Here is a 24,787-nt window from a genome sequence, read left to right on the forward strand (position 1 = left end):
CGGGTAAAGGGCTACCGCAGCCGCCTGAGCGAATCGCGCTCGGCTTTCTCGGCGGCCTTCGCGGCCTTCCGGTCAGCCCGCTCCTTCATCTTCTCAGGGTTGCGCCCGAAGAGCGAAAGATGGACGTAACGGCCCGGATACTGTTTGACGTCGGCCAGCAGTGCGGAGAGATTCTCGCTGGCCCGGTTGAGCGAATCGTAAAGTTCGGGATCGTTCATCAGCTTGCCCATCGTGCCCTCGCCCTGCGCGATGCGGGCCACCAGATCGTCGAGATGCCCGACGGTCTGCGAAAGCTTGACGGCGAACTCCTCTTCGGAGAACTGCGCGACGACCCGGTCCACATTGCCGATGATGCTGTCCACGCGCTGGGCGTTGTCGCCGAGCATGTCGGAGAACTTCGAAAGGTTCTCCAGCGCGCTTTTCAGGTTGTTTTTCTCGGCGGAAAGGATCTGCGCCATGTCGCCCGTCACGGAGTTGAGGTTGCCGAGCGTCCCGGCGATATTGCCGGCGTTGTCCTCCATCAGCCTGTTGAGGTTGTCGAGCGCACGCGACAGATCGCCGGTGAGCTGCGAGACCTTCTGCTTGAAGAAATCCAGCTCCGAACCGGCCACATCCATCAGGTCGCGGTCGCGGCTCGACCGCAGCGTATCACCTTTATGCAGGTAGGTGTCGGCCGTGCCGTAGGTGATTTCGATCGCCTTGGCGCCCATCAGCCCGTTGCTGAAAATCTTGGCTTCCGAATCGGTCGGAATGCGGTACTCGCGTTTGATGGTGAACCGCAGCACGACTTTATCGCTGCGGGCGGGGTCGAACGACAGGCCCGTCACCGAACCGATCTTGACGCCCTTCATCATGATCGGCGAAGCGTTCTGCACGCCGTTGATCTGGTCGTAAGCCGCATAATATTCGACATTGCGGCTGAAAATATCGAATCCTTTCAGAAAGCGGATGCCCGCCCATGCGACGCCGATCATCGCCACGGCGAAAATTCCGATCTTAACTTCCCTTTTCATATCTCGTATGTTTTTATTTCACGATCCGAGTTCCCCGGCAGCTCACCACAAAGGCGTCGGGGAAGACCTTGCGCACCGCCGCCAGTTGCTTCTGCGCCGCAGCGCGGGTCTCGTATTCGCCGACGCAATATTTATAACGGTATTTGCCGTCGGCCGTATATTGCTTTACCTTGCCGCGGTAGCTCTTGAACCGCTCGGACGAAGCCGGCACGGTCTGGGGGCTGGCCAGCACCTGCACGGTATAGCGCAGCGGCTGCGCGTCCTGTTTCGGAGCCGGCTGCTTCGGGGTTTCGGCTTTCGGCGTCTCACGCTTCGGGGCGCCGGCCTTGGGAGTCTCCGTTTTCGGCGTCTGCGTTTCGGACGTCTCCCGCTCTGCCGGCGCAGTCACGGATTCGGATTTGGCGGCGGAGTCCTTCGCCCCCGCCTTTCCGCCGGCCCCGCGCACAGGCTCCTTGCCGACGACCACTTGCTCCGGTTTCTGCTCCGGCTTAGGCGCCGCAGCGGCCTCCTCTTCGGCATTGCGCGTTTCGAGCACATAGGCCGAATAGTTCTTCACGCCCTCGTAAATCGAACGGGCGATCTCTGTCTGGCCCTTCTCCGACTTCATGTAGGCCGCCTCCTGCGAGTTGGAGAGGAATCCGATCTCGGTCAGCACGCCCGGCATGTCGGTCGCATAGAGCACGCGCAGCAGCTGGGGTTTGATGCCCCGCGAATGGCGGCCCGCCTTCAGGTAGTTGTTCTGAATGCAGCGCGCGATGGCCATGCTGTATTCGCCGTAGGTGAACTGCAGGTTCTGGATATAGGCCCGCACGATGGCCGCCGTACGTTCGTCGGACATGTCGATCAGGTCCTCGCGGTTGTTCTCGAACAGCGCGTTTTCGTTGTAACGCTGCTCCTTGGGGCTTTCGCCCATGATCAGCGTCTCGACGCCGCGCGCGGCCGTGGACTTGGCCGCATTGACATGGATCGAAATGAAGAGGTCGCCGCCGGCCTTGTTGGCGATGTCGGCGCGCGCCTGCAGGTCTTTCGCCTTGTCGAGTCCCAGCGCCTTGTCCGTCTTGCGCGTATAGACCACCTTCACGCCGGGCATGCCCTCCTCGATCATTTTGCCGAGCTTGAGAGCCACCTTCAGCGTCAGGTCCTTTTCGCTGGTTCCGCCGTAGTGCGCACCGGGATCGTTGCCGCCGTGACCGGGGTCGATCACCACAACTTCGACTCCGTGCGCAATATTCCCGGCCGATGCCGCGTTCGTAAGAACGGTTACGGCCGCAAATGCGAATAACAGGAACAGTCGTGTGCGCATATTTAAGAGATCAAGTGTAAGCTTTCTGTAATTTTTTACCTATCTTTGTCGCGCCTGAAAACCCCGCGGGAGGTCGCCGGAGACCTGATTCAGGCGTTTTTGCCGACATGTCGGCAAAGGTACGAAAAATTATTGGAATTTTGGATAAACTTAGGGTAAAATATCTGTTTTCGGCGGCGCTGATCCTGCTCTTCGCCCAGCTGGTGTTCGGCGCGTCCGCACCCCGGAGCGTGTTCGCCGCAGCCGCCCCGGACAGCACCCGCACCCACGATTCCATTCCGGCATATACCCTTCCGGAAGCCGCGGCCGAAGTTCCCGAAGCCGTCCGCACACGCAGCGAACGTCGCGCGCAGGCACGGGCCGCCCGCGAGAAAGCCCGCCGCCACGCCGAATTCGAAGCCATGTCGCAGGAGGAGCGCGACTCGATGTTCAGTTCACAGGTCGATTCGCTCATCGCCCGCCGGGCCGACTCGCTGGCCGGCAGGCAGGCCGACACCGTGGCCCGCGACTCGGTCAAGCGGCCGCGCAAGCCCGGCGCCTTCCTCGACGATCCGATTTCGGGCAAGAACAAGGACTCGCTGGTTTACGACGTCCGCAACAAGATGGTCTACATCTACAACGAAGGCGACGTCACCTATCAGAACAGCAACCTCAAGGCCGACTACATGCAGATCGACATGAACTCCAAGCTGATCCACGCATACGGCAAACCCGACTCGCTCGAAGGCAAGGCCATCGTCACCAAACCCGAATTCTCCGACGGCGGCGAAGCCCCCTACAAGATGGACACGATCACCTACAACCTCGAATCGAAGAAGGCCAAGATCAAGGGCGTGGCGACACAGCAGGGCGACGGCTGGCTGGTGGGCGGCAGCGTCAAGAAGATGCCCGACAACACGATCAACATCGAGAACGGAAAATATACGACCTGCGACGAAACGGACCATCCGCACTTCTATCTGGCGATGACCAAGGCCAAGGTCATTCCGGGCAAGAAGGTCGTCACGGGTCCGGCCTATCTGGTCATGGAGGACGTGCCGATCTATTTTCTGGGCATTCCCGAAGGTTTCTTCCCGATCAGTTCGGGTCCCAAGTCGGGTCTGCTGATGCCCACCTACGGCGAAGAGTACACCAAGGGATTCTTCCTGCGCGATCTGGGCTACTACTTCACGCTGGGCGATTACGCCGATCTGGCCGTCCGCGGAGGCATCTACACGCTAGGTTCGTGGGAGGCGTCGGCCGCATCGCGCTACATCAAGCGCTACAAGTACAGCGGCAGTTTCAACATGCAGTACTCGAACATCAAGACGGGAGAGAAAGGCGAACCCGACTATATCAAGCAGAGCAACTTCCGCATCCAGTGGACCCATTCGCAGGACCCCAAGGCCAACCCCGGTTCGACCTTCTCGGCGTCGGTGAACTTCGCCACCAGCGGTTACAGCAAGTATTCGGCGACCAACCTCAACGACATTCTCGCCACGCAGACCAACTCGTCGATCGCCTATTCGAAGAACTGGGCCGGCACACCGTTCTCGCTCTCGGCGAACATGTCCATTTCGCAGAACTCGCAGAACAAGACCATTTCGGTAACCCTGCCCACGCTGGTCTTCAACGTCTCGCGCTTCTACCCCTTCAAACGCAAGGAGAAAACCGGCAAGGACCGCTGGTACGAGAAGATTTCGATGCAGTACACGGGTAAAATGACCAACTCGGTGAGCACCACCGAGGACAAAATATTCTCGAAGGAGACGCTCGACAACATGAAGAACGGCATCGAACACAACATCCCGGTTTCGGCGTCGTTCAACCTCTTCAACTACATCAACATCTCGCCGTCGGCCAACTACAACGAGAAGTGGTATTTCAAAAAGGTCGAGCTGGAATGGAATCCCGTCACCAACAGCGTCGACACGCTGCCGGCACAGTACGGCTTCTACCGTCTGTACAACTACAATTTCAGCGTCTCGACATCGACGACCGTGTACGGCATGTACGACTTCACCAAAAAACGCCGCGACCGCAAGATTCAGGCGATCCGCCATACGATCACGCCGTCGATCGGATTCTCGTACGCCCCGGACTTCGGCGATCCCAAATACGGCTATCAGAGCAACTACCAGTCCGATTCGACCGGTACGTTCCGCCCCTATTCGCCCTATTCGGTCAATGCCTACGGCGTCCCCAGTTCGGGACGTTCGATGTCGATGAACTTCTCGCTGTCGCAGAACCTCGAAATGAAGGTGCTGAGCAAGCGCGACACCTCAGGCGTCAAGAAGATCAAACTGATCGACGAGCTGCGGCTCAGCGGTTCGTATAACTTTCTGGCCGACTCGATGGGGCTCTCGACCATCCCCATCTCGTTCCGCACCACGCTGTTCGGCAACTTCGGCATCAACCTCTCGGCGACGCTCAACCTCTACAAGCTGACCCCCGACGGAAAACTGTACGACAAGCTCTTCCTGCCAGGACGTATCGAATCGACGGGCTGGTCGTTCGGCTACACCTTCAAATCGCGTCAGGACCGTACGGAACGCGCCATCAACGACATCACGAGCATTCCGCCCGAATACATGAACCCGTTCTACGACCCCTACGGCAACATGGACCCCGTACTGCGAAGGCAGTACATGGCCCAAACCTATTACGACTTCTCACTGCCGTGGAACTTCGGTTTCAACTACACGGTCAACTACTCCATATCGCGGGGAAATTATCCGCCCAAAGGCTATAAAAAGAACATCACGCAGACGATCGGCTTCAACGGCAGCATCAATCTGACGCCGAAGACGGGCGTCACGTTCCAAGGCGGTTACGACATCAAGCAAAACAAGCTGACGACCTCGTCGGTCTCCATTTCGCGCGACCTGCACTGCTGGCAGATGTCCTTTTCATGGATTCCGTTCGGCTACCACCGCAGCTGGAGTTTCAACATCGGCGTCAAGGCGGCGTCGCTCTCCGACCTCAAATACGACAAGAGTCAGAGTATGTACGACAATATGTACTAAACGTACAAAAGCCGCCGCCGTCCGGAAAATGGAAACGCCCTGCCGAGGCAGGGCGTTTCCATATATAATAGGGTGTCCGCACAATCGGGACTGCCCCTGCGGAGCTAAATTTTCCGGACTTCAGGTTCTTTGCGGTCGATGTAGTTCGGATAGCGGAACTGCGGCATGCCGAGCGCCATGACGGCGCAGATACGGCGGTCTCGAAGTCCCAGCATCCGGTTCAGCCCGCCTTTCCCGTCCTGCCGCACAGCGGTCAGCACGAATCCCATGTAGACCTGACTCACACCGAGCGATTCAGCCGTCAGCGAGGCGTTCTGATAAGCGAGGTTCGCGTCCTCGGCGCCGAAGCGGCTCTCCTTGGGCGCATGGATGAACAGCACAGCCGTCGCACCCCGCAAAATGCGGTCGACGCCCTGCTCCGCATATTCGCGGCGCATCCGTCTGAACGCCGGAATGTAGCGGTAAACGCCCGGCAGCAGCCGGCTCAGCCAAGGCCGCACGAGCGGGTTAGACAGACGCTTCACGATCCGGCCGAAGACGCCCAGCGTATATTCGACGATTTCGCGCCGCATAGCGGGGTCCGTCACCAGCGTATAACCCAGCTGGCGGGCGTTGGTCGCCGTCGGCGCGCGGTCGGCGGCGGCAACGATGCGGTCCAGATACTCCTGCGGCACGGGACGCTGGGAAAAAGCGCGGTTCGAACGCCGCACGGCGAGCAGCAGTTCGACCTGTTCGGGCGTCGGCAAAGCCGCATAGTCGATCGGATGCACCTTCTCCGCCGGGAAATCGGCATGTTCAACCGCCCCCGTGGGACATGCCGCCGCGCAATGGCCGCAGACGATGCAGTTTTCGGGTTTATGCAGCGTCACCGCAGCCCCGGCCTTCTCCTGAACGAAAATCTGCGACGGGCACACCTTCACGCAGCGGCCGCAGCGGATGCAGATCGCATCATTTACTCGAATCGTATTCTCCATCATATCTTTCAAAATTTTTCAATATCTTTGGCATCTATCCGACAAACAGCATGCACCCCATCGTCATCAAACATTTCAGCGAAATCTCCGCCGCCGAGTACCACCGCATCGTGCAGGCCCGCGAAGCCGTCTTTTTCCTCGAACAGCACATCACCGAACCCGACGCCGACGAGGTCGATCCGCAGAGCGTCTTTCTCTGGATGGAGGAGGACGGCCGCGTCGTCGCATTCCTGCGGATCATCCCCGCAGGGATCGTCTGCGCCGAGGCATCCGTCGGGCGGGTGCTGGTAGACGCCGGTTACCGCCGCCGCGGATTGTGCCGCCGCCTGATGCTCGAAGCCCTGCGGCATATCGCCCTAACGTGGGGTCCGCAGCCCGTCCGCATCTCGGCGCAGGAGTACCTCGCCGGATTTTACGCATCGCTGGGCTTCGAAGCCGTTTCCGGAACTTACCTCGAAGCCGGCATCCCGCATGTCAGGATGCTAAGACGGTAACAAAAACAATTCCGGCGGCAAAGGAAATCCCTGCCGCCGGAATCGTTTTTAGGACTAATGGTTCACCGACGCCATCTCCGCGGGGTTGTGCTTGTATTTGAACACGAATGCGAAGACCACGGCCACTACGAGGGCATAGCCTGCGAAAATGTACCACGAATCGGGCCAGCCCCACGCATCGACGACGGCGCCTGCGGCGTACGAGCCGAAGAAGGCCCCGAAGCCGTTGGTCATGATCATGAAGACGCCCTGCGCCGAAGAACGGATTTCGCGGCTGGTCTCCTTCTCGACGAACAGCGAACCCGAAATGTTGAAGAAATCGAACGCCACGCCGTACACGACCATCGAGAGGATCAGGAACGCCGCGCCCGAACCGGGATTGCCGATGCCGAAGAACCCGAAGCGGAGCACCCACGCCAGCATCGAAATCAGCATCACCTTCTTGATGCCGAAACGCCGGAGGAAGAACGGGATGAGCAGGATGCAGAACGTCTCGGACATCTGCGAGAGCGACAGCAGGATCACCGAGTGTTTCACGATGGCCGAATCGGCATACTGCGGCATCGACCCGAAGTTCTGAATATAGGTATCGCCGAAAGCGTTGGTGATTTGCAGAGCGGCGCCGAGCAGCATCGAGAAGATGAAGAAGACGGCCATACGCTTCTCCTTGAAAAGCGCGAAGGCGCGCAGTCCCAGCGTGTCGATCCACGACTGCGACTTGACGTTGCGGTCCACGGAACATCCGGGCAGCGAGAAGGAGTAGACGGCCAGCACGAACGACAGGAACGCCGAAACATAGAGCTGCCAAGCGGTGAGCTTGATCTGGATGCCGCCGATATGCGTCAGATCGACGAACCACATCGCGGCGATGAATCCCACGGTCCCCCACACGCGGATCGGCGGGAAGTGTTTCACGGTGTCGAGTTTCGCCAGATCGAGGGCGTTGTAGGCCACCGAGTTGGACAGCGCGATCGTCGGCATGTAGAACATCACGCTCAGCAGCATGCAGCTGTACAAAGGCGCATAGGCCGTCTGTGAAGCCGCCGCCACGAGGAAGGCGCCGCTGATCAGGTGGCAGATGCCCAGCAGCTTCTGCGCCGGAATCCAGCGGTCGGCTATGATTCCCATTACGGCAGGCATGAACAGCGAGGCAATGCCCATCGTCGCGAAGAAACTGCCGATCTGCAGTCCCGTGAAGTCGAGTCCGCCGCCCAGATAGGCGCCCAGCGAAATAAGCCACGAGCCCCAGATGGCGTACTGGAGGAAGTTCATAACGATAAGGCGAAACTTAATTCCCATAATTCTCTGATTTTACGTTATTTTAATTTCTGGTTCATTTTAGTTCGGAAACGATTAAAACAAATGTACGAAATTTTTTTCGGAATTTTCTTTGCAATTGAAAAATAAAGTTCTACTTTTGCATCACCAAAACGTCATTGAGCTATGGTGTAATGGTAACACAACAGATTCTGGTCCTGTTATTCTTGGTTCGAATCCAGGTAGCTCAACTGAAAAGCGAGGAATTATCCTCGCTTTTTTCATTTTATCCGCCGGATTCCGCTGTTTCGATTTCCGAAACAATCCGCAGGCCCGATACCGCTAATCGACACTGCGGCAAAAACCGGACCGCCGATTTTCACAATGCGCGGCCGCACCCCGCCGCTGTTTCGAAATAAGGCGCACAAACTCCCTTCGATTTCTGTTTTCCGTCTTGTTTGACCCGCCGAAATGCAGTACGTTTGTATTGCACAGGAGATATGAAGAATTCAAGTGGGATTGTGCAAGGGGCGGGTTACACCCGCAAAAGTGACGCAAGTGGAAAATCCGTCAGGATTTGAAGCACAGGATAGACATATGGAGCTAGACGCAAGGTTCCGTTTATTCCTGGAAGACTTCGGGGGAGGGTTCTAAGCCCTCCCTTTCCAATTCTGCCACGATCGCACGCTGACGCTTGAAGAAATGAATCCGCTGCAATTCTCCGCTGCATGAAATCAACGTTGCAAAACGACTCAGCGACGTAATCCACCGCTTAACATGCTCGAACATGCCCGGATCGGCGCTTCGCAGCGAATTGATCGAGAACGCCTCGATACAGCTCGCACGGTAGTGGCGCGCCGCGACATAGCAGTAAGTCGCCTCGATATCCATGTCCGATATGTAAATAGACACCGGCTTCCCGCTGCGGAACTGTCCGGCAACGGCTATCTCCTCCAGCTCGTCGAGCAACTGCAGCAATTCGCCCTTCAGCATCTCGACGCTCTGGTCGGTTATCAGGTGCATGTTGCGGAACGCGCAGATGGCATTGACCCAGCGCTTGGTGCAGCTACCGTCGAACACCAGCGTCGTCGAAGGCATCAACTGCGCTTCCTTCAGCAGGTCGCGGTAACTCTGCAAAAGCGCATCGGGCACTTTCATATCCTCGAATTTAGTCGTCGAACAATCGACGAGCCCCTGCTGGTAAAGCCACTTGAAGAGTTTGAAATTGGTAAGCCCTTCGTAGCGCATGTAAAGCATCCGCGGGAACGAGTTTCCGGCAATAGCCTGCTCCGCATCCGTATCCGGCGAAACCTCCCGGTAAAAAAGGGTGTCCTGATCGATAACGCCCGTATAGTCTTCGAGCGCCGTATGGTAATCGTTGAAGCTGAGACGGAAAAGCACGTTTCCGAAATCGACGGCCCCGACGGCGCGGTCGAGCGAAAAATTCATCTGAGCCGAAAGCACGGCCGCTTCCCCGAAAGTGAAGGGAACTTCGCCGCGCAGACGGCGGTAAGCCGCTTCGCGGCCGATGTTCAGTTTATCGGTCAATACGGCCGCCGGATTGGTATATTCCGGGGTACCTACCGTTTTGAATAGCGGCGATCAGCGCCGCATTCAGTTTGTCAAGAGGCATAGTACAAGTGTTAATTCTATATCAAACTCTCAATCCCAACCGCAAATTTAGCAAAATATTGACAAATTGATATTTTTCGGACAAGAAATAAAACAAAAGGGAACCTTCTCGGAAGGTTCCCTTTCATTTGTCCCGGATGCGGCGGTCTTACTTACCCAGCCCCATCTTTTCGATCAGCGCCTTAGTCTCCGGTTTGTGGCCGCGGAAGCGTACGTACAGCTCCATCGGATGCTCCGTACCGCCTTTCGAAAGGATGTTCTCACGGAACGATCCGGACACTTCGCGGTTGAAGATGCCCTTCTCCTTGAAAAGCGAGAAAGCGTCGGCTTCCAGCACCTCGGCCCACTTGTAGCCGTAATAGCCGGCAGCGTAACCGCCTGAGAAGATGTGGCCGAAAGCCGGAGCCATCGCCGTTCCCGGCACGACGGGCAGGACCAGAGAAGGAGCCATCGACGCCACTTCGAACTGCTCGACGTCGCCCTCGAAAGGCTCGGTGATCGTATGCCATGCCATGTCGGTCAGGCCGAACGACAGCTGACGCACGTTCAGGTAGGCGGCCAGATAGTTCTGCGCCGCGATAATGCGCTCCACGATTTCGGCGGGAATCGGCTCGCCGGTCTGGTAGTTCACGGCCCACAGGTCGAGGAATTCCTTCTCGGTAGCCCAGTTCTCCATGATCTGCGAAGGAAGCTCCACGAAGTCGCGGTAAACGCTCGTGCCGGTCTGCGACTCGTATTTGCCCTCGCCCAGCATGCCGTGCAGGGCGTGTCCGAACTCGTGGAGGAAAGTCTCCAGCTCGTCGAACGTCAGCAGCGACGGCGCGGTCTCGGTGGGTTTGGTGAAATTCATCACCAGCGACACCAGCGGACGGGTCTCCTCGCCGTCCTCGATCTTCGTGCCGCGGAATTCGGTCATCCACGCACCCGAACGCTTCGACTCGCGGGGGAAGAAGTCGAGGTAGAGCACGGCCATAAAGCGGCCGTTCTCGTCGGTTACGTCATAGGCCGTCACGTCGGGATGATAGACCTCGATCTTGTCGTTGGGCGTGAAATTCAGGCCGTAAAGCTTGTTGGCGAGCATGAACACGCCCTTCTTGACGTTTTCAAGCTTCAGATAGGGCTTCACGACCTCGTCGTTGAGCGCATATTTCTCGTCCTTGTATTTTTCGCTGTAATAGCCCCAGTCCCACGGCATCAGCTGGCCCTTGAAGCCGAGCGAGGCGGCATAGTCGCCGATCATCCGGTAATCCTTGTCGGCATAGGCTTTGGTCTCGCCGAGCAGTTCGTCGAGGAACGCCGTGACGGTCGGAGTATTCTCGGCCATGCGGCGTTCGAGGACGTAATCCGCGTAGCACTTGTAACCCAGCAGGTTGGCGATCTTCAGGCGCAGGTTGGCGATCTGCTTCACGATCTGCGTGTTGTCGTTCTCGCCGCCCAGCGCGCGCGAATTGTAGGCGCGCCAGAGCTTCTCCTTCAGGGCGCGGTTCGACGAATAGGTCATGAACGGCACATAGCTCGGCGCCTGCAACGTCACGGTCCAGCCCTTCTCGCCGCGCGCCTTGGCGTCGGCGGCCATACCCTCCCGGACGAATGCGGGCAGTTCGGCAACGACCTTAGGATCGGTAATGTTGATCGTAAAGGCGTTGGTCGCGGCCAGCGCGTTCTGGCCGAACTGCAGGGTCGCGGCCGACAGCTCGGAGGTATACTTGCGGTAAAGCTCCTTATCGGCGTCCGAAAGGGCGGCGCCGTTGCGGGCGAAGCTCTGGTAGGTGTCTTCCAGCAGTTTCCTGTCCTCTTTCGAAAGACCGCGGCCGGGTTTCTCGTAAACCGCCTTCACGCGGGCGAAAAGCTCCGGATTGAGCGAAACGTCGTTCGACAGCTCGGTGAGCTTGGGCTGAACGCGCAGCGCGATCTCCTGCATCTGGTCCGAGGTCGCGGCTTCGAGCAGGTTGTAGAAAACACCCGAAATGCGGTCGAGCAGCGCCCCCTGACGCTCCAGCGCCACGATGGTGTTGCCGAAGGTCGGTTTCTTGGGGTTATTGACGATCGCCTCGATCTCGGCGCGCGAGCAGGCGATGGCCGCATCGAACGCAGGCTCGTAATCCGAAAGCTCGATCTGCGAGAACGGCGGCGTCTGGTGGGGCGTGTTCCACTCCGCCAGCAAGGGGTTGGTCGTATCCAGTTCGGGCAGCTGCGCTTTGGTAATCGAATTGTCGGCGCAGCCTGCCGCCATAGCTGAAAAGGTCATAATGATAAGTGCTTTTTTCATGTTACTGCAAATATTGGGTTATTTTTCACGATTCGTCTATTGCCCGTCCGATTCCGGTTCGAGGGGGATCGGGGTCTCTTCGTCCGGCTGCGGATCGGGTTCGGCGAGCAGGCCGCGGCCGCGGAGCATCGCCCGCTTGTCGGGATCGGCTCCGCGGAAGGCCCGGTAGAGCGTCATGCCGTCCTCGGAACCGCCGCGGGCGAGGATCTTGGTGCGGAAATCGGCGGCGATCTTCTTGTTGAACAGGTCGCCGCTCTCGCGGAAGGCTGCGAACGCATCCTTGTCGAGCACTTCGGCCCACGTATAGAAGTAGTAGCCCGCCGAATAGCCGCCGTCGAAAATATGGCTGAAATAGGGATAACGGTAGCGGGGTTCGATCTGCGGAATCAGGCCGCGCTTCTCGTTGAGCGCCCGGCGTTCGAAGACCATCGGGTCGAACGGTTCGTAGTCGGTGGTCGAGTGGATGTCCATGTCGGAAAGCGACGCGGCGATCAGCTCCGTAGTGGCGAAACCCTGATTGAAGAGTTCGCTCCTGCGCAGTTTATCGACGAGGTATTTGGGAATCACCTCGCCCGTACGGTGATGCACGGCGTACTGTTTCAGCATTTCGGGTTCGAAAGCCCAGTTTTCCATGATCTGCGACGGAAGCTCCACGAAGTCGCCCTCGACCTCCGTGAGTCCGCGGTATTTCACGTCGTGGAACAGGAAATGGAGCGCATGGCCGAATTCGTGGAAGAGCGTTTCGGTCTCGTCGAGCGTCAGCAGCGCAGGGGTGTTGCGCACCGGACGGGTGAAGTTGCAGACGATACTCACCACGGGAGCGACGCGCTCGCCGTCCCGGTAGGTCTGTTCGACATAGTTGCCGCACCACGCCCCCTGACTCTTGCCGTCACGCGGAAAGAAGTCGAAATAGAGCACGCCCAGATGCGACTGGTCGGCGTCGAGCACCTCGTAGGCGATCGCCTCAGGATGGTAGAGCGGCGCCACGATGGGCTGGAAGGTAATGCCGTAAAGCCGGTTGGCGAGGTAGAAGATGCCGCCCTGCACGTTTTCGAGCGAGAAATAGGGACGCAGCATCTCCTCGTCGAGTGCATAGTTCTGCTTGCGCAGTTTTTCGGCATAATACCACCAGTCCCACGACTCGAACGTCGCGCCCGGAACGTCCTTCTGCAGGAGTTTGTCCATCTCGGCCAGCTCCTCCCCGGCGCGGTCGAGCGCCGGCGTCCATATCTGGTCCAGCAGCGCGTAGACCGCATCGGTCGTACCGGCCATCTCGTCGGCCACGACATAGGCGGCGTACGACGGATAGCCCAGCATCTTGGCCTTCTCCGTACGCAGACGGATGAAGTCGTTGATGAGCTGCTTGTTGTCGTACTGATCGCCGTTGTTGCAGCGGTTCAGGTAGGCCTTGTAGATCTTTTCGCGCAGGTCGCGCTTGGCCGAATAGGTCAGGAACGGAATCAGACTGGGCTTATGGAGCGTGAAGACCCACTTGTCGCCCTTGCCCATCGCCTGCGCCTTCTCGCGCGCGGCGTCGCGGACGCCCGAAGGCAGTCCCTCCAGATCGTCCGCCGTCAGTTCGAGTGCGAAGTTGTTGTTCTCGGCCAGAATGTTGTTGCCGAACTTCACGGCCGTAAGCGACAGCTCGCCGTTGATCTCCTTCAGCCGGGCTTTCTGTCCGGCGTCGAGCAGGGCGCCGGAGCGCACGAAAGCGTCGTAGGTCTTCCTGAGCAGTCGGCTCTGCTCGGCGTCGAGTCCCAGCGACGCGCGCCGGTCATAGACATCCTTCACGCGGGCGAAAAGTTTCTCGTCGAGCCGGATCTTATCGCGGTGCGCCGAGAGCAGGGGCATCACCTGCTCCTGCAGGGCCTGCATCCGTTCGTTGGTCTCGGCGGCGCAGAGCATGCCGAAAATCAGCTCGGTCTGCGCGAGCATCTGTCCGGCGTTGTCGTAAGCCAGAATCGTATTCTCGAACGTCGGCTCGTCGTTGTTCGAGGTGATGGCGTCGATCTCGGCGTCGTGCAGCGACATGCCGCGCTCGAAGGCGGGCATGAAGTGTTCGGCGCGGATCTTATCGAAGGGCGGCACGCCGAAAGGCGTGTCCCACTGGGTGAAGAAGGGATTCTCCCCGGCGCTTTTCGGGGAGTTGCATGACGCAAGTGCCATAAGCAGTAAGAGTGTTGTGAATAAACCTGCAATACGTTTCATCTATTCATGTTATTTTATGTAACTTTGCGAGCTGAAAATACGGACGCGCGCAAGGCATCCGTACAATGTTGCAAAGTTAGTAAATTATAAGAGGTATGCAACTTTTTTACGCCCCCGACATCACGCCGCCCCTCCATACGCTGAGCGAAGAGGAGTCGAAACACTGCGTGCGGGTGCTGCGTCTGGGACGCGGAGATACCCTTCATATAACTGACGGGAGGGGCAATTTATTTTGCTGCGAGATTACGGACGACAATCCGAAACGCTGCACGGTGCGCGTCACGGAGACCCGCGCCGGGTGGGAGGCGCTCCCCTATTCGCTGACGATGGCCGTTGCGCCGACCAAGAACGCCGACCGCTTCGAATGGTTCCTCGAAAAGGCGACCGAAGTGGGTGTCGGCACGATCATCCCGCTCGAAACCGAGCATTGCGAACGCCGGGTCTTCAAGCCCGAACGCGGCGAACGGGTCATCACGGCGGCCATGAAGCAGTCGCTCAAAGCCTACCGTCCCACGCTGCGTCCGCTCACGCCTTTCGGCGAAGCGGCGGCCATGCCTTTCGAAGGGCGCAAGTTCATTGCCCACTGCGCCCCGGCGCAGTCGCCCGAAGGCAAAGCCTACCTCCCGGCGACGCTCCGCAGGGGCGAGGCGGCGCTGATCCTGATCGGTCCCGAAGGCGATTTTTCGCCCGAAGAGATCGCCTTCGCACGCGCGAACGGATTCGAGGAGATAACCCTCGGCGCGCAGCGGCTGCGCACCGAAACGGCTGCAGTGGCCGCAGTGGTGATGGTCTCCGTGGCAAACGGTTAGCGATACGGACAAAACGGTCCGCATCGCCGGTTCCGCCGCAAGGCGGCACGGTATAAACAGTATAATTACACACAAATAGCTCATGTTTCTCTATTCACTTCTCGCGCTGGCGGTGGTGACGGCGCTGATATTCGCCGCCCCTCTCAAGGCCAAGGTGTGGGCGACGCTGGCAGTCGTCGCGGCGGGGGCGCTCTGGGCGTCGGCAACAGCCGTCGGAGTGCTTGCCGGCGGACATACCGTACGGTTGTGGGCGACCGACGTCTTCCTCTTCGGAAGCGACGCAGGCTCGATGGACCCTCTTTCGGCGCTGTTCGCGCTGATCGTCTCGGTCGGGGCCGTCGCCGCGGTGCTCTACTCGCGGGGATATCTCGCGCACTACCTCGGACGCAAATCCCCGGCCCACATCTCGCTGCACTACACCGCGCTGGCGACGATGTTCTACGCCATGCTGGGCGTAGTGACCTCCGAAGGCGGATTTTCATTCCTCTTTTTCTGGGAGCTGATGACCGTCGCATCGTTCCTGCTGATCCTGTTCGACGCCGAGCGCCGCGAAGTGCGCCGCGCCGCGCTGGCCTACGTGATCATGATGCACGTGGGATTCGCCCTGCTGCTCATCGGCTTCGTGCGGTTGGACAGCGTCTGCGGATCGGCCGACTTCGCCCTATTGGGCGAATATTTCCGCACGCAGCCCGCCCTGCCGCTGTTCGTGGTCTTCCTCGCAGGCTTCGGCATGAAAGCCGGCATGTTCCCGATGCACGTCTGGCTGCCCGAAGCGCATCCCGCCGCCCCGTCGCACGTCTCGGCCCTGATGTCGGGCGTGATGATCAAGACGGGCGTCTACGGCATCCTGCGCGTCACGGCGCAGATCGCCGACCTGCCGACGCTCCGCACCGCAGGCCTGATCCTGCTCGTCGCAGGCATCGTCACGGGACTCTGGGGCGTGATCCTCGCCGCGGCGCAGAACGACGTGAAGCGGCTGCTGGCCTACTCGTCGATCGAAAACATCGGCATCGTCCTGATCGGACTGGGCATCGCGGCGCTGGGCAAGAGTTCGGGCAACCAGCTCGCGGCGATCTGCGGACTTTCGGGCGCACTGCTCCACACACTCAACCACTCGCTGTTCAAATCGCTGCTCTTCTTCGGAGCCGGCAACATACTCTCCCAAACGCACACCACCTCGCTCGATGCGCTGGGAGGGCTGGGCAGGCACATGCCCGTCACGGGCCTGCTGTTTCTGGCCGGCACGACGGCCATCTGCGCCCTGCTGCCGCTCAACGGGTTCGTCTCGGAACTGCTGATCTACCTCGGCATGCTCGACGGCATCGCTTCGGGCAGCGACGTGCTCGCTTCGGCGGCCGGACTGGCTGCACTGGCGCTGATCGGCGGAGTTGTGATTCTGGCCTTCACCAAGCTCTACGGCACGGTGTTCCTCGGCGCGCCCCGCACGCACGAAGTGGCCGAAGCCTCCGAAGTCGATAATTTCCGCATCGCCGCTATGGCGCTGCCGCTGGCCGGAATTCTCTTCATCGGACTCTTTCCGCAGACCGCCGTGAGCGCGGTAACCCGCGCCGCGGGATTTTTCATCCACCACCCCGCCGATGCGGCGGACTACCTGCTGTCGCCCACGCTGGCGGCCGTCAGCCGCACGGCATGGCTGCTGATTCTGGTCGTCGGACTCTTGGCATGGCTTCGCAGCCGCGCCCTGCGCACGCGCAAGGTGACCGACGGCGCGACATGGGGCTGCGGCTTCACCTCGCCCAACGTGCGGATGCAGTACAGCGGCGAATCCTACTCCGAAGGACTGCAGTCTATCGCCACGTCGCTCACGCAGAACAGCGGCGAAGGCGGCGCCGTCGGCAAAGGCGAGATTTTCCCTGCCGCGCACAACTTCGATATCCGCCACAAGGACCGCTTCGACAAACTTTTCGCGGCGTGGTGGGTCGAACTGCTACGCGTGATAAACAAGCGCGCCATGCGCCTGCGTACGGGCAAGATCAACCACTACGTGCTCTTCGCACTGGCGTTTCTGGTCCTGATATTCCTGTTGTCCATCTTTAACCTGATCTGACGATGACGGCACTCAATACACTCCTGATCCTGCTGACGGCCGTCTGCATTCCGGGCCTGATAAACCGCACGCGGGCCGTGCTGGCGGGCCGCCGGGGCATCCGCTTCGCCCAGCACCTCTACGACGTGCGCCTGCTGCTGCGCAAAGGCGCGGTCTATTCGACGACCGCTTCGGCGCTGTTCCGCGCCGTGCCGTCGGTCTACCTCGGCTCGGCGATCGTCGCCGCGCTCTTCATCCCCGTCGGGGAGCTGAAACCCCTGCTGTCGTTCGACGGCGACATCGTCTGCTTCACCTACCTGATGGCTCTTGGCCGCTTCGCGCTGATCCTCGGCGCCATGGACACCGGAAGTTCGTTCGAAGGCATGGGCGCGAGCCGCGAAGCCCTCTACGGCGCGCTGGTCGAACCGGCGCTCATGCTCACGGCCGGCACGCTGGCCCTGCTGGCGGGCCACACGTCGTTCGCCCGAATCTTCGCCGAAGCGGCGACGGGCGACCTGCAGCTGACCGTCCTGCTGGTGCTCACGGCCTACGTGCTGGTGAAGATCGTCTTCACCGAAAGCGGCCGCGTACCGGTGGACGATCCCCGCACCCACCTCGAACTGACGATGATCCACGAAGTGATGTGCCTCGACTACTGCGGCACGGACCTCGGCATGATCAAAATCGCCGGGTGGCTCAAAACCGCGGCGCTCTCGATGCTGGCGGCCGACGCCGTGACGGCGGCGCTCTGCCCCCACTGGTGGGCCGCGGCGCCGCTGGCGGTACTCCTCACCGGACTCTCGGTCGGCGTGGTCGAATCGACGCAGGCCCGCAACAAACTCTCGCGCAACACCACATTCATTCTCACCATCGCGGCTCTGGCGGCTCTGGTTTTCTTCACGGGCTACCTGCTGCAACTAAACATCAGCATCCAATGATACTCCCGCTGGTCATACTCTACGTCATCACGCTCGTCTATCTGGCGATCACCGAACGTTTCCGCAACTTCGCGTCGATCATCGGACTGCAGGGGTGGATTCTCTTCGCCGTCGCCCTGCTGCGCCTGCACGCCATCAATCCGCTGGAACTGATCTTCATCGCCATCGAGACGCTGGCGTTCAAGGCCCTGCTGGTCCCGGCCATCCTCTTCGCCATGATCCGCAAAACCAAGATCAACCGCGTACGCCGCTCCGGATCGTCGCAGTCGGGTTCGCTCCTGCTGTCGCTCATGGCGCTGGCGGTCAGCGCCTCGATCACCTACTACATCGCCGACTCGGCCATCGACCTCGTATTCTTCGGCGTGGCGTTATACGCCCTGCTGAGCGGCCTGATCCTGATCGTCCTGCGCTCGCGCATCTTCTCGCACATGGTCGGCTTTCTGGTGATCGAGAACGGCGTTTTCCTCTTTTCGATGGCCATAGGCGTCGAAATGCCGCTGCTCATCAACATCGCCATCCTGCTCGACATCCTGATCTCGGTGCTGATGCTGGGCATCTTCTTCACCAAGATCGACGGCAAGATACACGCCGACGACGCCGATTCACTCACCAACGTAAAGGACTGACGCCATGATATATTACCTGATCGCCAGCATCCTGATCGCCGTCGCGGCGCTCTTCGCCCGGACCAAACGTGCGGTTCTCGCCGCCGGCATACTCTTCTACGCCGTTCAGATCGCCGCCGCGGGCCTGCTGCTCTGGGGCGGGCTTTACGACACGACCTCGGCCGCGTTCTTCACCTTCGACGCGCTCGGCACGCTCTTCTACCTGCTGCTCGTCGTCGTCTCGATGTACGTCTTCGGCCACTCGGAAGCCTACCTGCAAGGGGAGGACCTCCGCTCCTACCGTCTCTATTTCGCCCTGCTGATGCTGCTCACCACGGCCATCGCCGGAGCCTATTTCGCCAACAACCTCGCCGTAACGTGGATTTTCCTCGAAGCGACGACGCTCTGCTCGGCGGGCATCATCTACCACCGCCGCACGGCGCAGGCACTCGAAGCGGCGTGGAAATACGTCTTCGTCTGCTCGACGGGCATCGCCATGGCCTATCTGGGGATCCTGCTGCTGGCCGCCGCGACCAAGTGCGAAACGCTTTCGTACGAAGCCGTCGCCGAAGCGGCCTCGTCGGGCAACCCGCTCTACCTGAAGACGGCCTTCCTGCTGATTCTCAGCGGATACAGCTGCAAACTGGAGCTGTTCCCGCTCTACACGGTCGGCATAGACGCCAATTTCGCGGCCCCCGCGCCTGCTTCTGCGCTGATCTCCACGGGACTGGTCAACGCCGGATTCCTCGCGCTGCTGCGCGTCTATAAACTGCTCGCCGGAACGGAGGTTTTCCCGTGGGTGCGCTCGGTACTGCTCATCGTGGGCATTCTCTCGCTGGGCGTGGGCGCGCTTTTCCTGCGCCGCACCAACAACTACAAACGCTTCCTCTCCTACTCCACCGTCGAGAACATGGGCATCGCCGCCATCGGGCTGGGCATCGGCGGCATCGGCGTATGGGCGGCGCTGTTCCACGTATTCTGCCATACGCTCGTCAAAAGCAGTCTCTTCCTGCAGATGGCCGTCGTACGGCAGGTGTATGACAGCTACCGCATCAACCGCATCGGCGACTACATCCGCATCAACCGCGTCGGGGCCGTCGGCCTGCTGACGGGCATGGTCGTACTGCTGGCTTTCCCGCCCTCGCCGCTGTTCGTCTCCGAGCTGATGATCCTCAAGCAGGTCATCACCGACCGGAACTGGTGGCTCGTGGCGGGACTGCTGCTGCTCATGTGCATCGTCATCTACTCGTTCGGATCGCGTCTGATCCGGCTCTGCTACCAGCCCAATCAGGACCGTCTGCACCCCTCGAAAGCCCACAAGGCACTCTCGTGGTCGGCCCTGTCGCTGCTCGCGGTCGCCATCGTGCTGGGCATGTGGCAGCCGGAACTTCTGCAACGGATCATCACCGAAATCGCCGCGTTATGAAATATTATATAACCGATAATACAGCCCCCGCCGTACCGCTGTCGGAAATTCCCGAAGCGTCGTACGCCGAATTCTACGCCGATCTGGCCGCCAAGCTGGCCGACGCGCGTTACCATATAGCCCACTATTTCGCCCTGCCGCTCGGCGACCGGCTCCGGTTCTTCTGCCTGCTGCTCGACGACGCGGAGGCCAAGGTGCTGATCGCGTCGCACGCCATGGAGTACTACGACGAGCAGGAACTCCCCTCGCTCACGGCCCTGCACCCGCAGGTGCATCCGTTCGAGCGCGACATCGCCGAACGTTACGGTGTGCGTTTCGACGGCATGCCGTGGCCCAAGCCGCTGCGTTTTCCGTTCGACCGGTTCGACCGCGGCAGTACGATGGACAACTACCCCTTCTACACGATGGAGGGCCGTTCGCTGCATGAAGTGAACGTCGGCCCGATTCATGCGGGAATCATCGAACCGGGCGCGTTCCGCTTCATCTGCAACGGCGAGCAGGTGCTCCACCTCGAAATCGCGCTGGGATACCAGCACCGCGGCGTCGAGCATGAATTCGAGACTACGGCCAACCGCCTGCGGCAGATGTGTCTCGCGGAAGCCGTCGCGGGCGACAGCGCCGTGACCCATGCCGCCACGTTCGCGTCGGCGGTCGAGAAACTCACGGGCGGCGTCCCCTCCGCACGGCTCGGCGTCGAACGCGCCGTGGCGCTCGAACTGGAACGGATGGCGATGCAGATCGCCGACACGGGCGCGCTCTGCATGGACGTCGGCTACCAGCTGGGGCAGGTGGCCTGCGAAGCGCTCCGGACAATGACGATCAACACCACGCAGGCGTGGTGCGGCAACCGCTTCGGCAAGGGGCTGATCCGCCCCGGCGGCACGAACCATCCGCTGACGGCCGAAAAGGCGGAGACGATCCGTCGCAACGTCGCTCAGATCGCCCGCCGTTACGACGAAGTGCGCCGCGACATCAAGTCGTCGCCGACGCTGCTGGCCCGCTTCGAGCAGTGCGGCATCGTGCCGCGCGAGGAGATGCTCCGCATCGGCGGCGTGGGTCAGGCGGCCCGCGCGAGCGGCGCGGCCCGCGACATCCGCGCCACGCACCCGTGGGGCGTTTTCGCAGGAACGATCCGGCACGAAAGCATCGTCAAACGCCACGGCGACGTGATGGCGCGTCTGATGGTGCGCTGCCGCGAGGTGCTGCAATCGGCCGGGTATATCGACCGCCTGCTGGCGGACTACACGCCGGGGAGCCTGCCGGCACCCGATTATGCCGCTCCGCCCGCACCCGATTCGCTCGCGTTCGGGCTGGTCGAGGGATGGCGCGGCGAAACGTGCCACGTCCTGCTGACCGACGCCCAAGGCCGGATCGCCGCCTGCCGCATCAAGGACCCCAGCCTGCACAACTGGCTGGCGCTGGCGCTGGCCGTGCGCGGCGAAGGCATTTCGGACTTCCCGATCTGCAACAAGAGTTTCAACCTCTCCTACTGCGGCCACGATTTGTAAAGACGAAAGACATGATACTACCGAAAATAAAAGTACTGCGCAGCCACGGGAAACAATACATTCCCGATCTCGACGCCGTCGAACTGACCGAAGAGTTCCGCGGACGGCCCCACCTGACCGAAACCCCGGACACCGCGGACCTCGAACGGGCAGCGGCAATCTGCCCCACCGGGGCGCTGACCACCGCGCCGCTCTCGCTCGACCTCGGCCGCTGTCTCTTCTGCGGCGAATGCGCCCGCACGGCGCCGCGCAATATCCGCTTCACGAACGACTACCGCATCGGCTCGCCGACGCGCGAAGGACTCGTCGTGCGGCCCGGCGACAAGTGCGTGCGGTTCGACCCCGCGGCCGTACGGCCCGAAATCGGCCGCTACTTCGGCCGCTCGCTCCAACTGCGCGAGGTCTGCGCCGGGGGCGACGCATCGGTCGAAATGGAACTCAACGCCACGGGCAACGTCAATTTCGACTTGGGACGTTACGGCATCGGCTTCACCGCCTCGCCCCGCCATGCCGACGGCGTGGTGGTGTCCGGCCCGATCACGGTCAATATGGCCGAAGCGCTCCGGATCTGCTGCGACGCCGTTGCCAACCCCAAAATCCTCGTCGTCTGCGGCTCGGAAGCCTGTTCAGGCGGCCTGTTCGCCGGCAGCCGCGCCGTGGACCGCACCTTCTTCGATACGCACGCCGCCGATCTCTGGCTGCCGGGCGCCCCGACGCATCCGATGACCTTCATCGACGGCATCCTCAACCTGTTAGGCAAGAAAAAACGCGAATGACCATGCAACGACTCCGAACGATTTTCGCCTCGTTCTTCAAGATCGGGCTTTTCACCTTCGGCGGCGGATACGCCATGCTGCCGCTCATCGAGCAGGAGCTGATCGCCAAGCGCGGATGGATCGAGCACAAGGAATTCTTGGACCTGCTGACCCTCGCGCAGTCGGTTCCCGGACCGATCGCCATCAATACCTCGGTATTCGTCGGCTACAAGATGCGGGGTCTCAAAGGTGCCGTCGCGGCACTGCTGGGCAGCGTCCTGCCGTCGTTCGTCATCATCCTCGCAATCGCCCTGATGTTCGCCGACATCCGTCACAATCCGGTCGTGGACGCGGCCTTCAAGGGCATGCGCCCGGCTGTCGTTGCGCTGATCGTGGTGCCGGTTTTTTCGCTCGCGCGCGGCATGCACTGGTCGATGTTCTTCGTCATCGCGGCGGCGGCCTTCGCCGTATGGTATCTGGGCTGGTCGCCGATCTACATCCTGATCGCCGCGGCCGCGATCGGCATTTCATGGACGCTGCTCATCACTAAAAAGGCAAAAAAATGATCTTCTGGCAACTCTTCGCAAGCTACCTCAAAATAGGGTTCTTCGGCTTCGGCGGCGGATACGCCATGCTCTCCCTGATCCAGAACGAAGTGGTCGTACAGCACGCATGGATGACCAACGCCGAATTCGCCGACATCGTGGCCGTCTCGCAGATCACGCCCGGCCCCATCGCCATCAACTCCGCGACCTACGTCGGCTATACCGTCGGCGCACAGGCCGGAAACGAGTGGTGCGGCATTCTGGGGGCGGCGCTGGCGACGTTCGCGGTCTGCCTGCCCTCGCTGACGCTGATGCTGCTCATCACGCGCTTCTTCCTGCGGCTCAAGCAAAATCCGCTCGTCGAAGGAGCCATGAAAGGCATGCGGCCCGTGGTGATCGGCATGATCGCGTCGGCGGCGCTGCTGCTGATGTTCCCCCATAGCAAAGCCCCCGACGAGCAGAATTTCATCGACGGCTGGAGCTGGGCGCTGTTCGGCGGCGTCTTCATCTCTTCGGTCAAAAAAGTGAATCCCATTCTGTTGATCGCCCTCTCGGCCGCGGCGGGAATCCTGATCTATTACGTATTCTGACCCCGTCCCTCTCCTATAAAAACGGCCGGAGCGCATACGCCCCGGCCGATGTTTTCCCAACAGTCGCCGATCACACCACGGCGACGACCGCCGCACCCGCCAGCAGCAGGAACAGGAAGACTCCGAGACACAACAGCCCCAGAACGGCTATGAACGTGCCGATACAGCCCCAGCGCTGATCGCCGCCCGACAGCGGATCGGTCAGCAGGGTGATGATCAGACCGACGAGCGGCGTGAAGATCAGGCTCAGCAGGAAAGCCAGCCCGAAGCCGATGCGCCGGCGGCTGCCGATGATACCCACCAGAACAGCCAGCAGGCAGCCGCTCAACAAACCGAACAACAGAGTCAGAATAGCCATAATCGAAATCTTTTAGCGGATGAAACGGTAATAGGTCCCCAACGGCAGCTGCTTGCCTGCGCGGTCGGTGAAACAGAGTTCGCCGTACTGCTCTTCGAGCGGCGCGCCGAAGGCCTGCCGCACGGCGGTACGGGCCAGCGTGGACGAAAGGCCCATCGAGTAGAGGTTCAACACGAGAAACGCCCCCTGCGGCTCCAGCAGCTGCGCGCAGCAGGCGAGCATCTCGCAGATATTCTCCTCCAGAATCCACTTCTCGCCGTTGGCGCCGCGGCCGTAGGCCGGGGGATCGAGGATGATGCCGTTGTAGCGGCTGCCGCGCCGCACTTCGCGCCGGACGAATTTGAGCGCGTCTTCGACGATCCACCGGATGCCGTCCAGCCCGCTCAGCTCCATATTCTCGCGCGACCACGTCACGACCTGCTTCACCGAATCGACATGGGTCGTCTCCGCCCCGGCGGCACGCGCCGCAAGGCTCGCGCCGCCCGTATAGGCGAAAAGGTTCAGCACACGGGGCGTAACCGGTTTTCGCGGCGCAGTCCGGCCCTTCGGCGCCGCTCCGGACAGAACGCCCTCGGATGCGGTTGTGGCCGGAGCGCCCGCAGGAGCGGTTGTGGCCGGCATCGCATCCGGCGCCTTTCCGCCCGCAATCCCCATCGCAGCGGCTCCGCCCGACGCCAGCGCCCGGCAGTTGTCGTAGATGAAATTCCAGTTGGCGGCCTGCTCAGGGAAGATGCCGACGTGCTTGAACGAGGTGAGTCCCAGCCGCATGCGCAGCCGCATCCCCTTATAGGCGTAATCCACCGTCCAGCGCGAGGGCATTTCGGAACCGAGACGCCACTCGCCGCGCTCCTCGCTGCGCGTATCGCGCAGAAAGGAGGCATCGGCCGCACGGCGCCACTCCTCCTCGGAGAGCGTCCGCCGCCAGATAGCCTGCGGTTCGGGACGCCGCGTAACGTAACGCCCGAAGCGTTCGAGCTTCTCGAAATCGCCCGTGTCGATCAATTCGTAATCCCCGAAAGCGGGTGTCAGCTGTTCTTGCATAAAAAATCTT

Annotated in this window: 20 protein-coding genes and 1 tRNA gene; 12 read left to right on the forward strand and 9 right to left on the reverse strand. The window is 60.7% G+C overall.

Going from position 1 to position 24,787, the window contains the following annotated elements; all coding sequences use genetic code 11:
* Nucleotides 1-11 precede the first annotated feature (11 nt).
* Both HMPREF9720_RS11810 and HMPREF9720_RS11815 read right to left on the reverse strand, forming a co-directional pair.
* Nucleotides 12-1,013 (reverse strand): MlaD family protein, encoded by a 1,002-nt coding sequence (locus HMPREF9720_RS11810; protein ID WP_009598592.1) that lies wholly within the window; start codon nucleotides 1,011-1,013, stop codon nucleotides 12-14.
* Between the two features lie 13 nt (nucleotides 1,014-1,026).
* Complete coding sequence (locus tag HMPREF9720_RS11815) at nucleotides 1,027-2,316, reverse strand: N-acetylmuramoyl-L-alanine amidase (RefSeq protein WP_009598586.1); 1,290 nt, start codon at nucleotides 2,314-2,316, stop codon at nucleotides 1,027-1,029.
* A gap of 140 nt (nucleotides 2,317-2,456) precedes the next feature.
* On the opposite strand from HMPREF9720_RS11815, the gene HMPREF9720_RS11820 reads away from it, so the two are divergent.
* Nucleotides 2,457-5,321 (forward strand): putative LPS assembly protein LptD, encoded by a 2,865-nt coding sequence (locus HMPREF9720_RS11820; protein ID WP_009598599.1) that lies wholly within the window; start codon nucleotides 2,457-2,459, stop codon nucleotides 5,319-5,321.
* 104 nt (nucleotides 5,322-5,425) lie between these two features.
* Here HMPREF9720_RS11820 and HMPREF9720_RS11825 read toward each other — a convergent pair whose 3' ends face one another.
* Nucleotides 5,426-6,295 (reverse strand): nitroreductase family protein, encoded by an 870-nt coding sequence (locus HMPREF9720_RS11825; RefSeq protein ID WP_175282414.1) that lies wholly within the window; start codon nucleotides 6,293-6,295, stop codon nucleotides 5,426-5,428.
* A gap of 50 nt (nucleotides 6,296-6,345) precedes the next feature.
* Here HMPREF9720_RS11825 and HMPREF9720_RS11830 point away from each other — a divergent pair, with 50 nt between their 5' ends.
* Nucleotides 6,346-6,789: a GNAT family N-acetyltransferase gene (locus tag HMPREF9720_RS11830; protein ID WP_009598604.1), complete on the forward strand. Its 444-nt coding sequence runs from the start codon at nucleotides 6,346-6,348 to the stop codon at nucleotides 6,787-6,789.
* A gap of 54 nt (nucleotides 6,790-6,843) precedes the next feature.
* On the opposite strand, the gene HMPREF9720_RS11835 is transcribed toward HMPREF9720_RS11830, so the two are convergent.
* Complete coding sequence (locus HMPREF9720_RS11835; RefSeq protein ID WP_009598597.1) at nucleotides 6,844-8,088, reverse strand: nucleoside permease; 1,245 nt, start codon at nucleotides 8,086-8,088, stop codon at nucleotides 6,844-6,846.
* A 138-nt stretch (nucleotides 8,089-8,226) separates the two neighbouring features.
* On the opposite strand from HMPREF9720_RS11835, the gene HMPREF9720_RS11840 reads away from it, so the two are divergent.
* Nucleotides 8,227-8,297: transfer RNA gene (locus HMPREF9720_RS11840), tRNA-Gln, on the forward strand.
* 370 nt (nucleotides 8,298-8,667) lie between these two features.
* On the opposite strand, the gene HMPREF9720_RS11845 is transcribed toward HMPREF9720_RS11840, so the two are convergent.
* From HMPREF9720_RS11845 to HMPREF9720_RS11855, 3 genes are all read right to left on the reverse strand, one after another.
* Nucleotides 8,668-9,594, reverse strand: a complete 927-nt coding sequence (locus tag HMPREF9720_RS11845) for a hypothetical protein (RefSeq protein WP_009598602.1) — start codon at nucleotides 9,592-9,594, stop codon at nucleotides 8,668-8,670.
* 232 nt (nucleotides 9,595-9,826) lie between these two features.
* A complete protein-coding gene (locus HMPREF9720_RS11850; protein WP_009598589.1) occupies nucleotides 9,827-11,947 on the reverse strand; it encodes a M3 family metallopeptidase in 2,121 nt (706 codons plus the stop codon).
* A 36-nt stretch (nucleotides 11,948-11,983) separates the two neighbouring features.
* A complete protein-coding gene (locus HMPREF9720_RS11855; protein ID WP_009598595.1) occupies nucleotides 11,984-14,155 on the reverse strand; it encodes a M3 family metallopeptidase in 2,172 nt (723 codons plus the stop codon).
* Between the two features lie 95 nt (nucleotides 14,156-14,250).
* Between HMPREF9720_RS11855 and HMPREF9720_RS11860 the strand changes: the two genes are divergently transcribed.
* The 9 genes from HMPREF9720_RS11860 to HMPREF9720_RS11900 all read left to right on the forward strand — a co-directional run bounded on the left by HMPREF9720_RS11860 (nucleotide 14,251) and on the right by HMPREF9720_RS11900 (nucleotide 23,378).
* The gene (locus HMPREF9720_RS11860) at nucleotides 14,251-14,964 is read left to right on the forward strand and encodes a 16S rRNA (uracil(1498)-N(3))-methyltransferase (RefSeq protein ID WP_009598661.1); all 714 of its coding nucleotides are present in this window, start codon (nucleotides 14,251-14,253) and stop codon (nucleotides 14,962-14,964) included.
* 82 nt (nucleotides 14,965-15,046) lie between these two features.
* Complete coding sequence (locus HMPREF9720_RS11865; protein ID WP_009598588.1) at nucleotides 15,047-17,032, forward strand: proton-conducting transporter transmembrane domain-containing protein; 1,986 nt, start codon at nucleotides 15,047-15,049, stop codon at nucleotides 17,030-17,032.
* A gap of 2 nt (nucleotides 17,033-17,034) precedes the next feature.
* Nucleotides 17,035-17,949 carry a respiratory chain complex I subunit 1 family protein gene (locus tag HMPREF9720_RS11870; RefSeq protein ID WP_009598662.1) on the forward strand — a complete coding sequence of 305 codons (915 nt, stop codon included), beginning with the start codon at nucleotides 17,035-17,037 and terminating at the stop codon, nucleotides 17,947-17,949.
* Complete coding sequence (locus tag HMPREF9720_RS11875) at nucleotides 17,946-18,575, forward strand: membrane protein (protein WP_009598611.1); 630 nt, start codon at nucleotides 17,946-17,948, stop codon at nucleotides 18,573-18,575. The genes HMPREF9720_RS11870 and HMPREF9720_RS11875 overlap by 4 nt, the downstream gene beginning before the upstream one ends.
* Before the next feature lie 4 nt (nucleotides 18,576-18,579).
* Nucleotides 18,580-19,980: a hydrogenase 4 subunit F gene (locus HMPREF9720_RS11880; RefSeq protein ID WP_009598584.1), complete on the forward strand. Its 1,401-nt coding sequence runs from the start codon at nucleotides 18,580-18,582 to the stop codon at nucleotides 19,978-19,980.
* Nucleotides 19,977-21,488, forward strand: a complete 1,512-nt coding sequence (locus HMPREF9720_RS11885) for a hydrogenase large subunit (protein WP_009598583.1) — start codon at nucleotides 19,977-19,979, stop codon at nucleotides 21,486-21,488. The genes HMPREF9720_RS11880 and HMPREF9720_RS11885 overlap by 4 nt, the downstream gene beginning before the upstream one ends.
* A gap of 11 nt (nucleotides 21,489-21,499) precedes the next feature.
* A complete protein-coding gene (locus HMPREF9720_RS11890; RefSeq protein ID WP_009598609.1) occupies nucleotides 21,500-22,264 on the forward strand; it encodes an NADH ubiquinone oxidoreductase in 765 nt (254 codons plus the stop codon).
* Nucleotides 22,265-22,266: 2 nt separating this feature from the next.
* Nucleotides 22,267-22,809, forward strand: a complete 543-nt coding sequence (locus HMPREF9720_RS11895; protein WP_014774535.1) for a chromate transporter — start codon at nucleotides 22,267-22,269, stop codon at nucleotides 22,807-22,809.
* Entirely contained in the window at nucleotides 22,806-23,378 is a 573-nt protein-coding gene (locus HMPREF9720_RS11900) for a chromate transporter (RefSeq protein WP_009598663.1), read from the forward strand. Before HMPREF9720_RS11895 ends, HMPREF9720_RS11900 begins: the two co-directional genes overlap by 4 nt.
* 70 nt (nucleotides 23,379-23,448) lie before the next feature.
* On the opposite strand, the gene HMPREF9720_RS11905 is transcribed toward HMPREF9720_RS11900, so the two are convergent.
* Complete coding sequence (locus HMPREF9720_RS11905) at nucleotides 23,449-23,736, reverse strand: hypothetical protein (RefSeq protein ID WP_009598656.1); 288 nt, start codon at nucleotides 23,734-23,736, stop codon at nucleotides 23,449-23,451.
* A gap of 12 nt (nucleotides 23,737-23,748) precedes the next feature.
* On the reverse strand, nucleotides 23,749-24,777 hold the full coding sequence (locus tag HMPREF9720_RS11910) for a class I SAM-dependent methyltransferase (RefSeq protein WP_009598612.1): 1,029 nt from the start codon (nucleotides 24,775-24,777) through the stop codon (nucleotides 23,749-23,751).
* Nucleotides 24,778-24,787 lie beyond the last annotated feature (10 nt).

The organism is Alistipes sp. HGB5, assembly GCF_000183485.2.
Taxonomy (GTDB): Bacteria; Bacteroidota; Bacteroidia; order Bacteroidales; family Rikenellaceae; genus Alistipes; species Alistipes finegoldii.

Excerpts from the sequence above, each read along its gene's own strand:
- HMPREF9720_RS11810 (WP_009598592.1), bottom strand. The coding sequence starts at position 1,013 with ATGAAAAGGGAAGTTAAGATCGGAATTTTCGCCGTGGCGATGATCGGC.
- HMPREF9720_RS11815 (WP_009598586.1), bottom strand. The coding sequence starts at position 2,316 with ATGCGCACACGACTGTTCCTGTTATTCGCATTTGCGGCCGTAACCGTT.
- HMPREF9720_RS11825 (WP_175282414.1), bottom strand. The coding sequence starts at position 6,295 with ATGGAGAATACGATTCGAGTAAATGATGCGATCTGCATCCGCTGCGGC.
- HMPREF9720_RS11830 (WP_009598604.1), top strand. The coding sequence starts at position 6,346 with ATGCACCCCATCGTCATCAAACATTTCAGCGAAATCTCCGCCGCCGAG.
- HMPREF9720_RS11835 (WP_009598597.1), bottom strand. The coding sequence starts at position 8,088 with ATGGGAATTAAGTTTCGCCTTATCGTTATGAACTTCCTCCAGTACGCC.
- HMPREF9720_RS11850 (WP_009598589.1), bottom strand. The coding sequence starts at position 11,947 with ATGAAAAAAGCACTTATCATTATGACCTTTTCAGCTATGGCGGCAGGC.
- HMPREF9720_RS11855 (WP_009598595.1), bottom strand. The coding sequence starts at position 14,155 with ATGAAACGTATTGCAGGTTTATTCACAACACTCTTACTGCTTATGGCA.
- HMPREF9720_RS11860 (WP_009598661.1), top strand. The coding sequence starts at position 14,251 with ATGCAACTTTTTTACGCCCCCGACATCACGCCGCCCCTCCATACGCTG.
- HMPREF9720_RS11865 (WP_009598588.1), top strand. The coding sequence starts at position 15,047 with ATGTTTCTCTATTCACTTCTCGCGCTGGCGGTGGTGACGGCGCTGATA.
- HMPREF9720_RS11870 (WP_009598662.1), top strand. The coding sequence starts at position 17,035 with ATGACGGCACTCAATACACTCCTGATCCTGCTGACGGCCGTCTGCATT.
- HMPREF9720_RS11875 (WP_009598611.1), top strand. The coding sequence starts at position 17,946 with ATGATACTCCCGCTGGTCATACTCTACGTCATCACGCTCGTCTATCTG.
- HMPREF9720_RS11880 (WP_009598584.1), top strand. The coding sequence starts at position 18,580 with ATGATATATTACCTGATCGCCAGCATCCTGATCGCCGTCGCGGCGCTC.
- HMPREF9720_RS11885 (WP_009598583.1), top strand. The coding sequence starts at position 19,977 with ATGAAATATTATATAACCGATAATACAGCCCCCGCCGTACCGCTGTCG.
- HMPREF9720_RS11890 (WP_009598609.1), top strand. The coding sequence starts at position 21,500 with ATGATACTACCGAAAATAAAAGTACTGCGCAGCCACGGGAAACAATAC.
- HMPREF9720_RS11895 (WP_014774535.1), top strand. The coding sequence starts at position 22,267 with ATGCAACGACTCCGAACGATTTTCGCCTCGTTCTTCAAGATCGGGCTT.
- HMPREF9720_RS11900 (WP_009598663.1), top strand. The coding sequence starts at position 22,806 with ATGATCTTCTGGCAACTCTTCGCAAGCTACCTCAAAATAGGGTTCTTC.
- HMPREF9720_RS11905 (WP_009598656.1), bottom strand. The coding sequence starts at position 23,736 with ATGGCTATTCTGACTCTGTTGTTCGGTTTGTTGAGCGGCTGCCTGCTG.
- HMPREF9720_RS11910 (WP_009598612.1), bottom strand. The coding sequence starts at position 24,777 with ATGCAAGAACAGCTGACACCCGCTTTCGGGGATTACGAATTGATCGAC.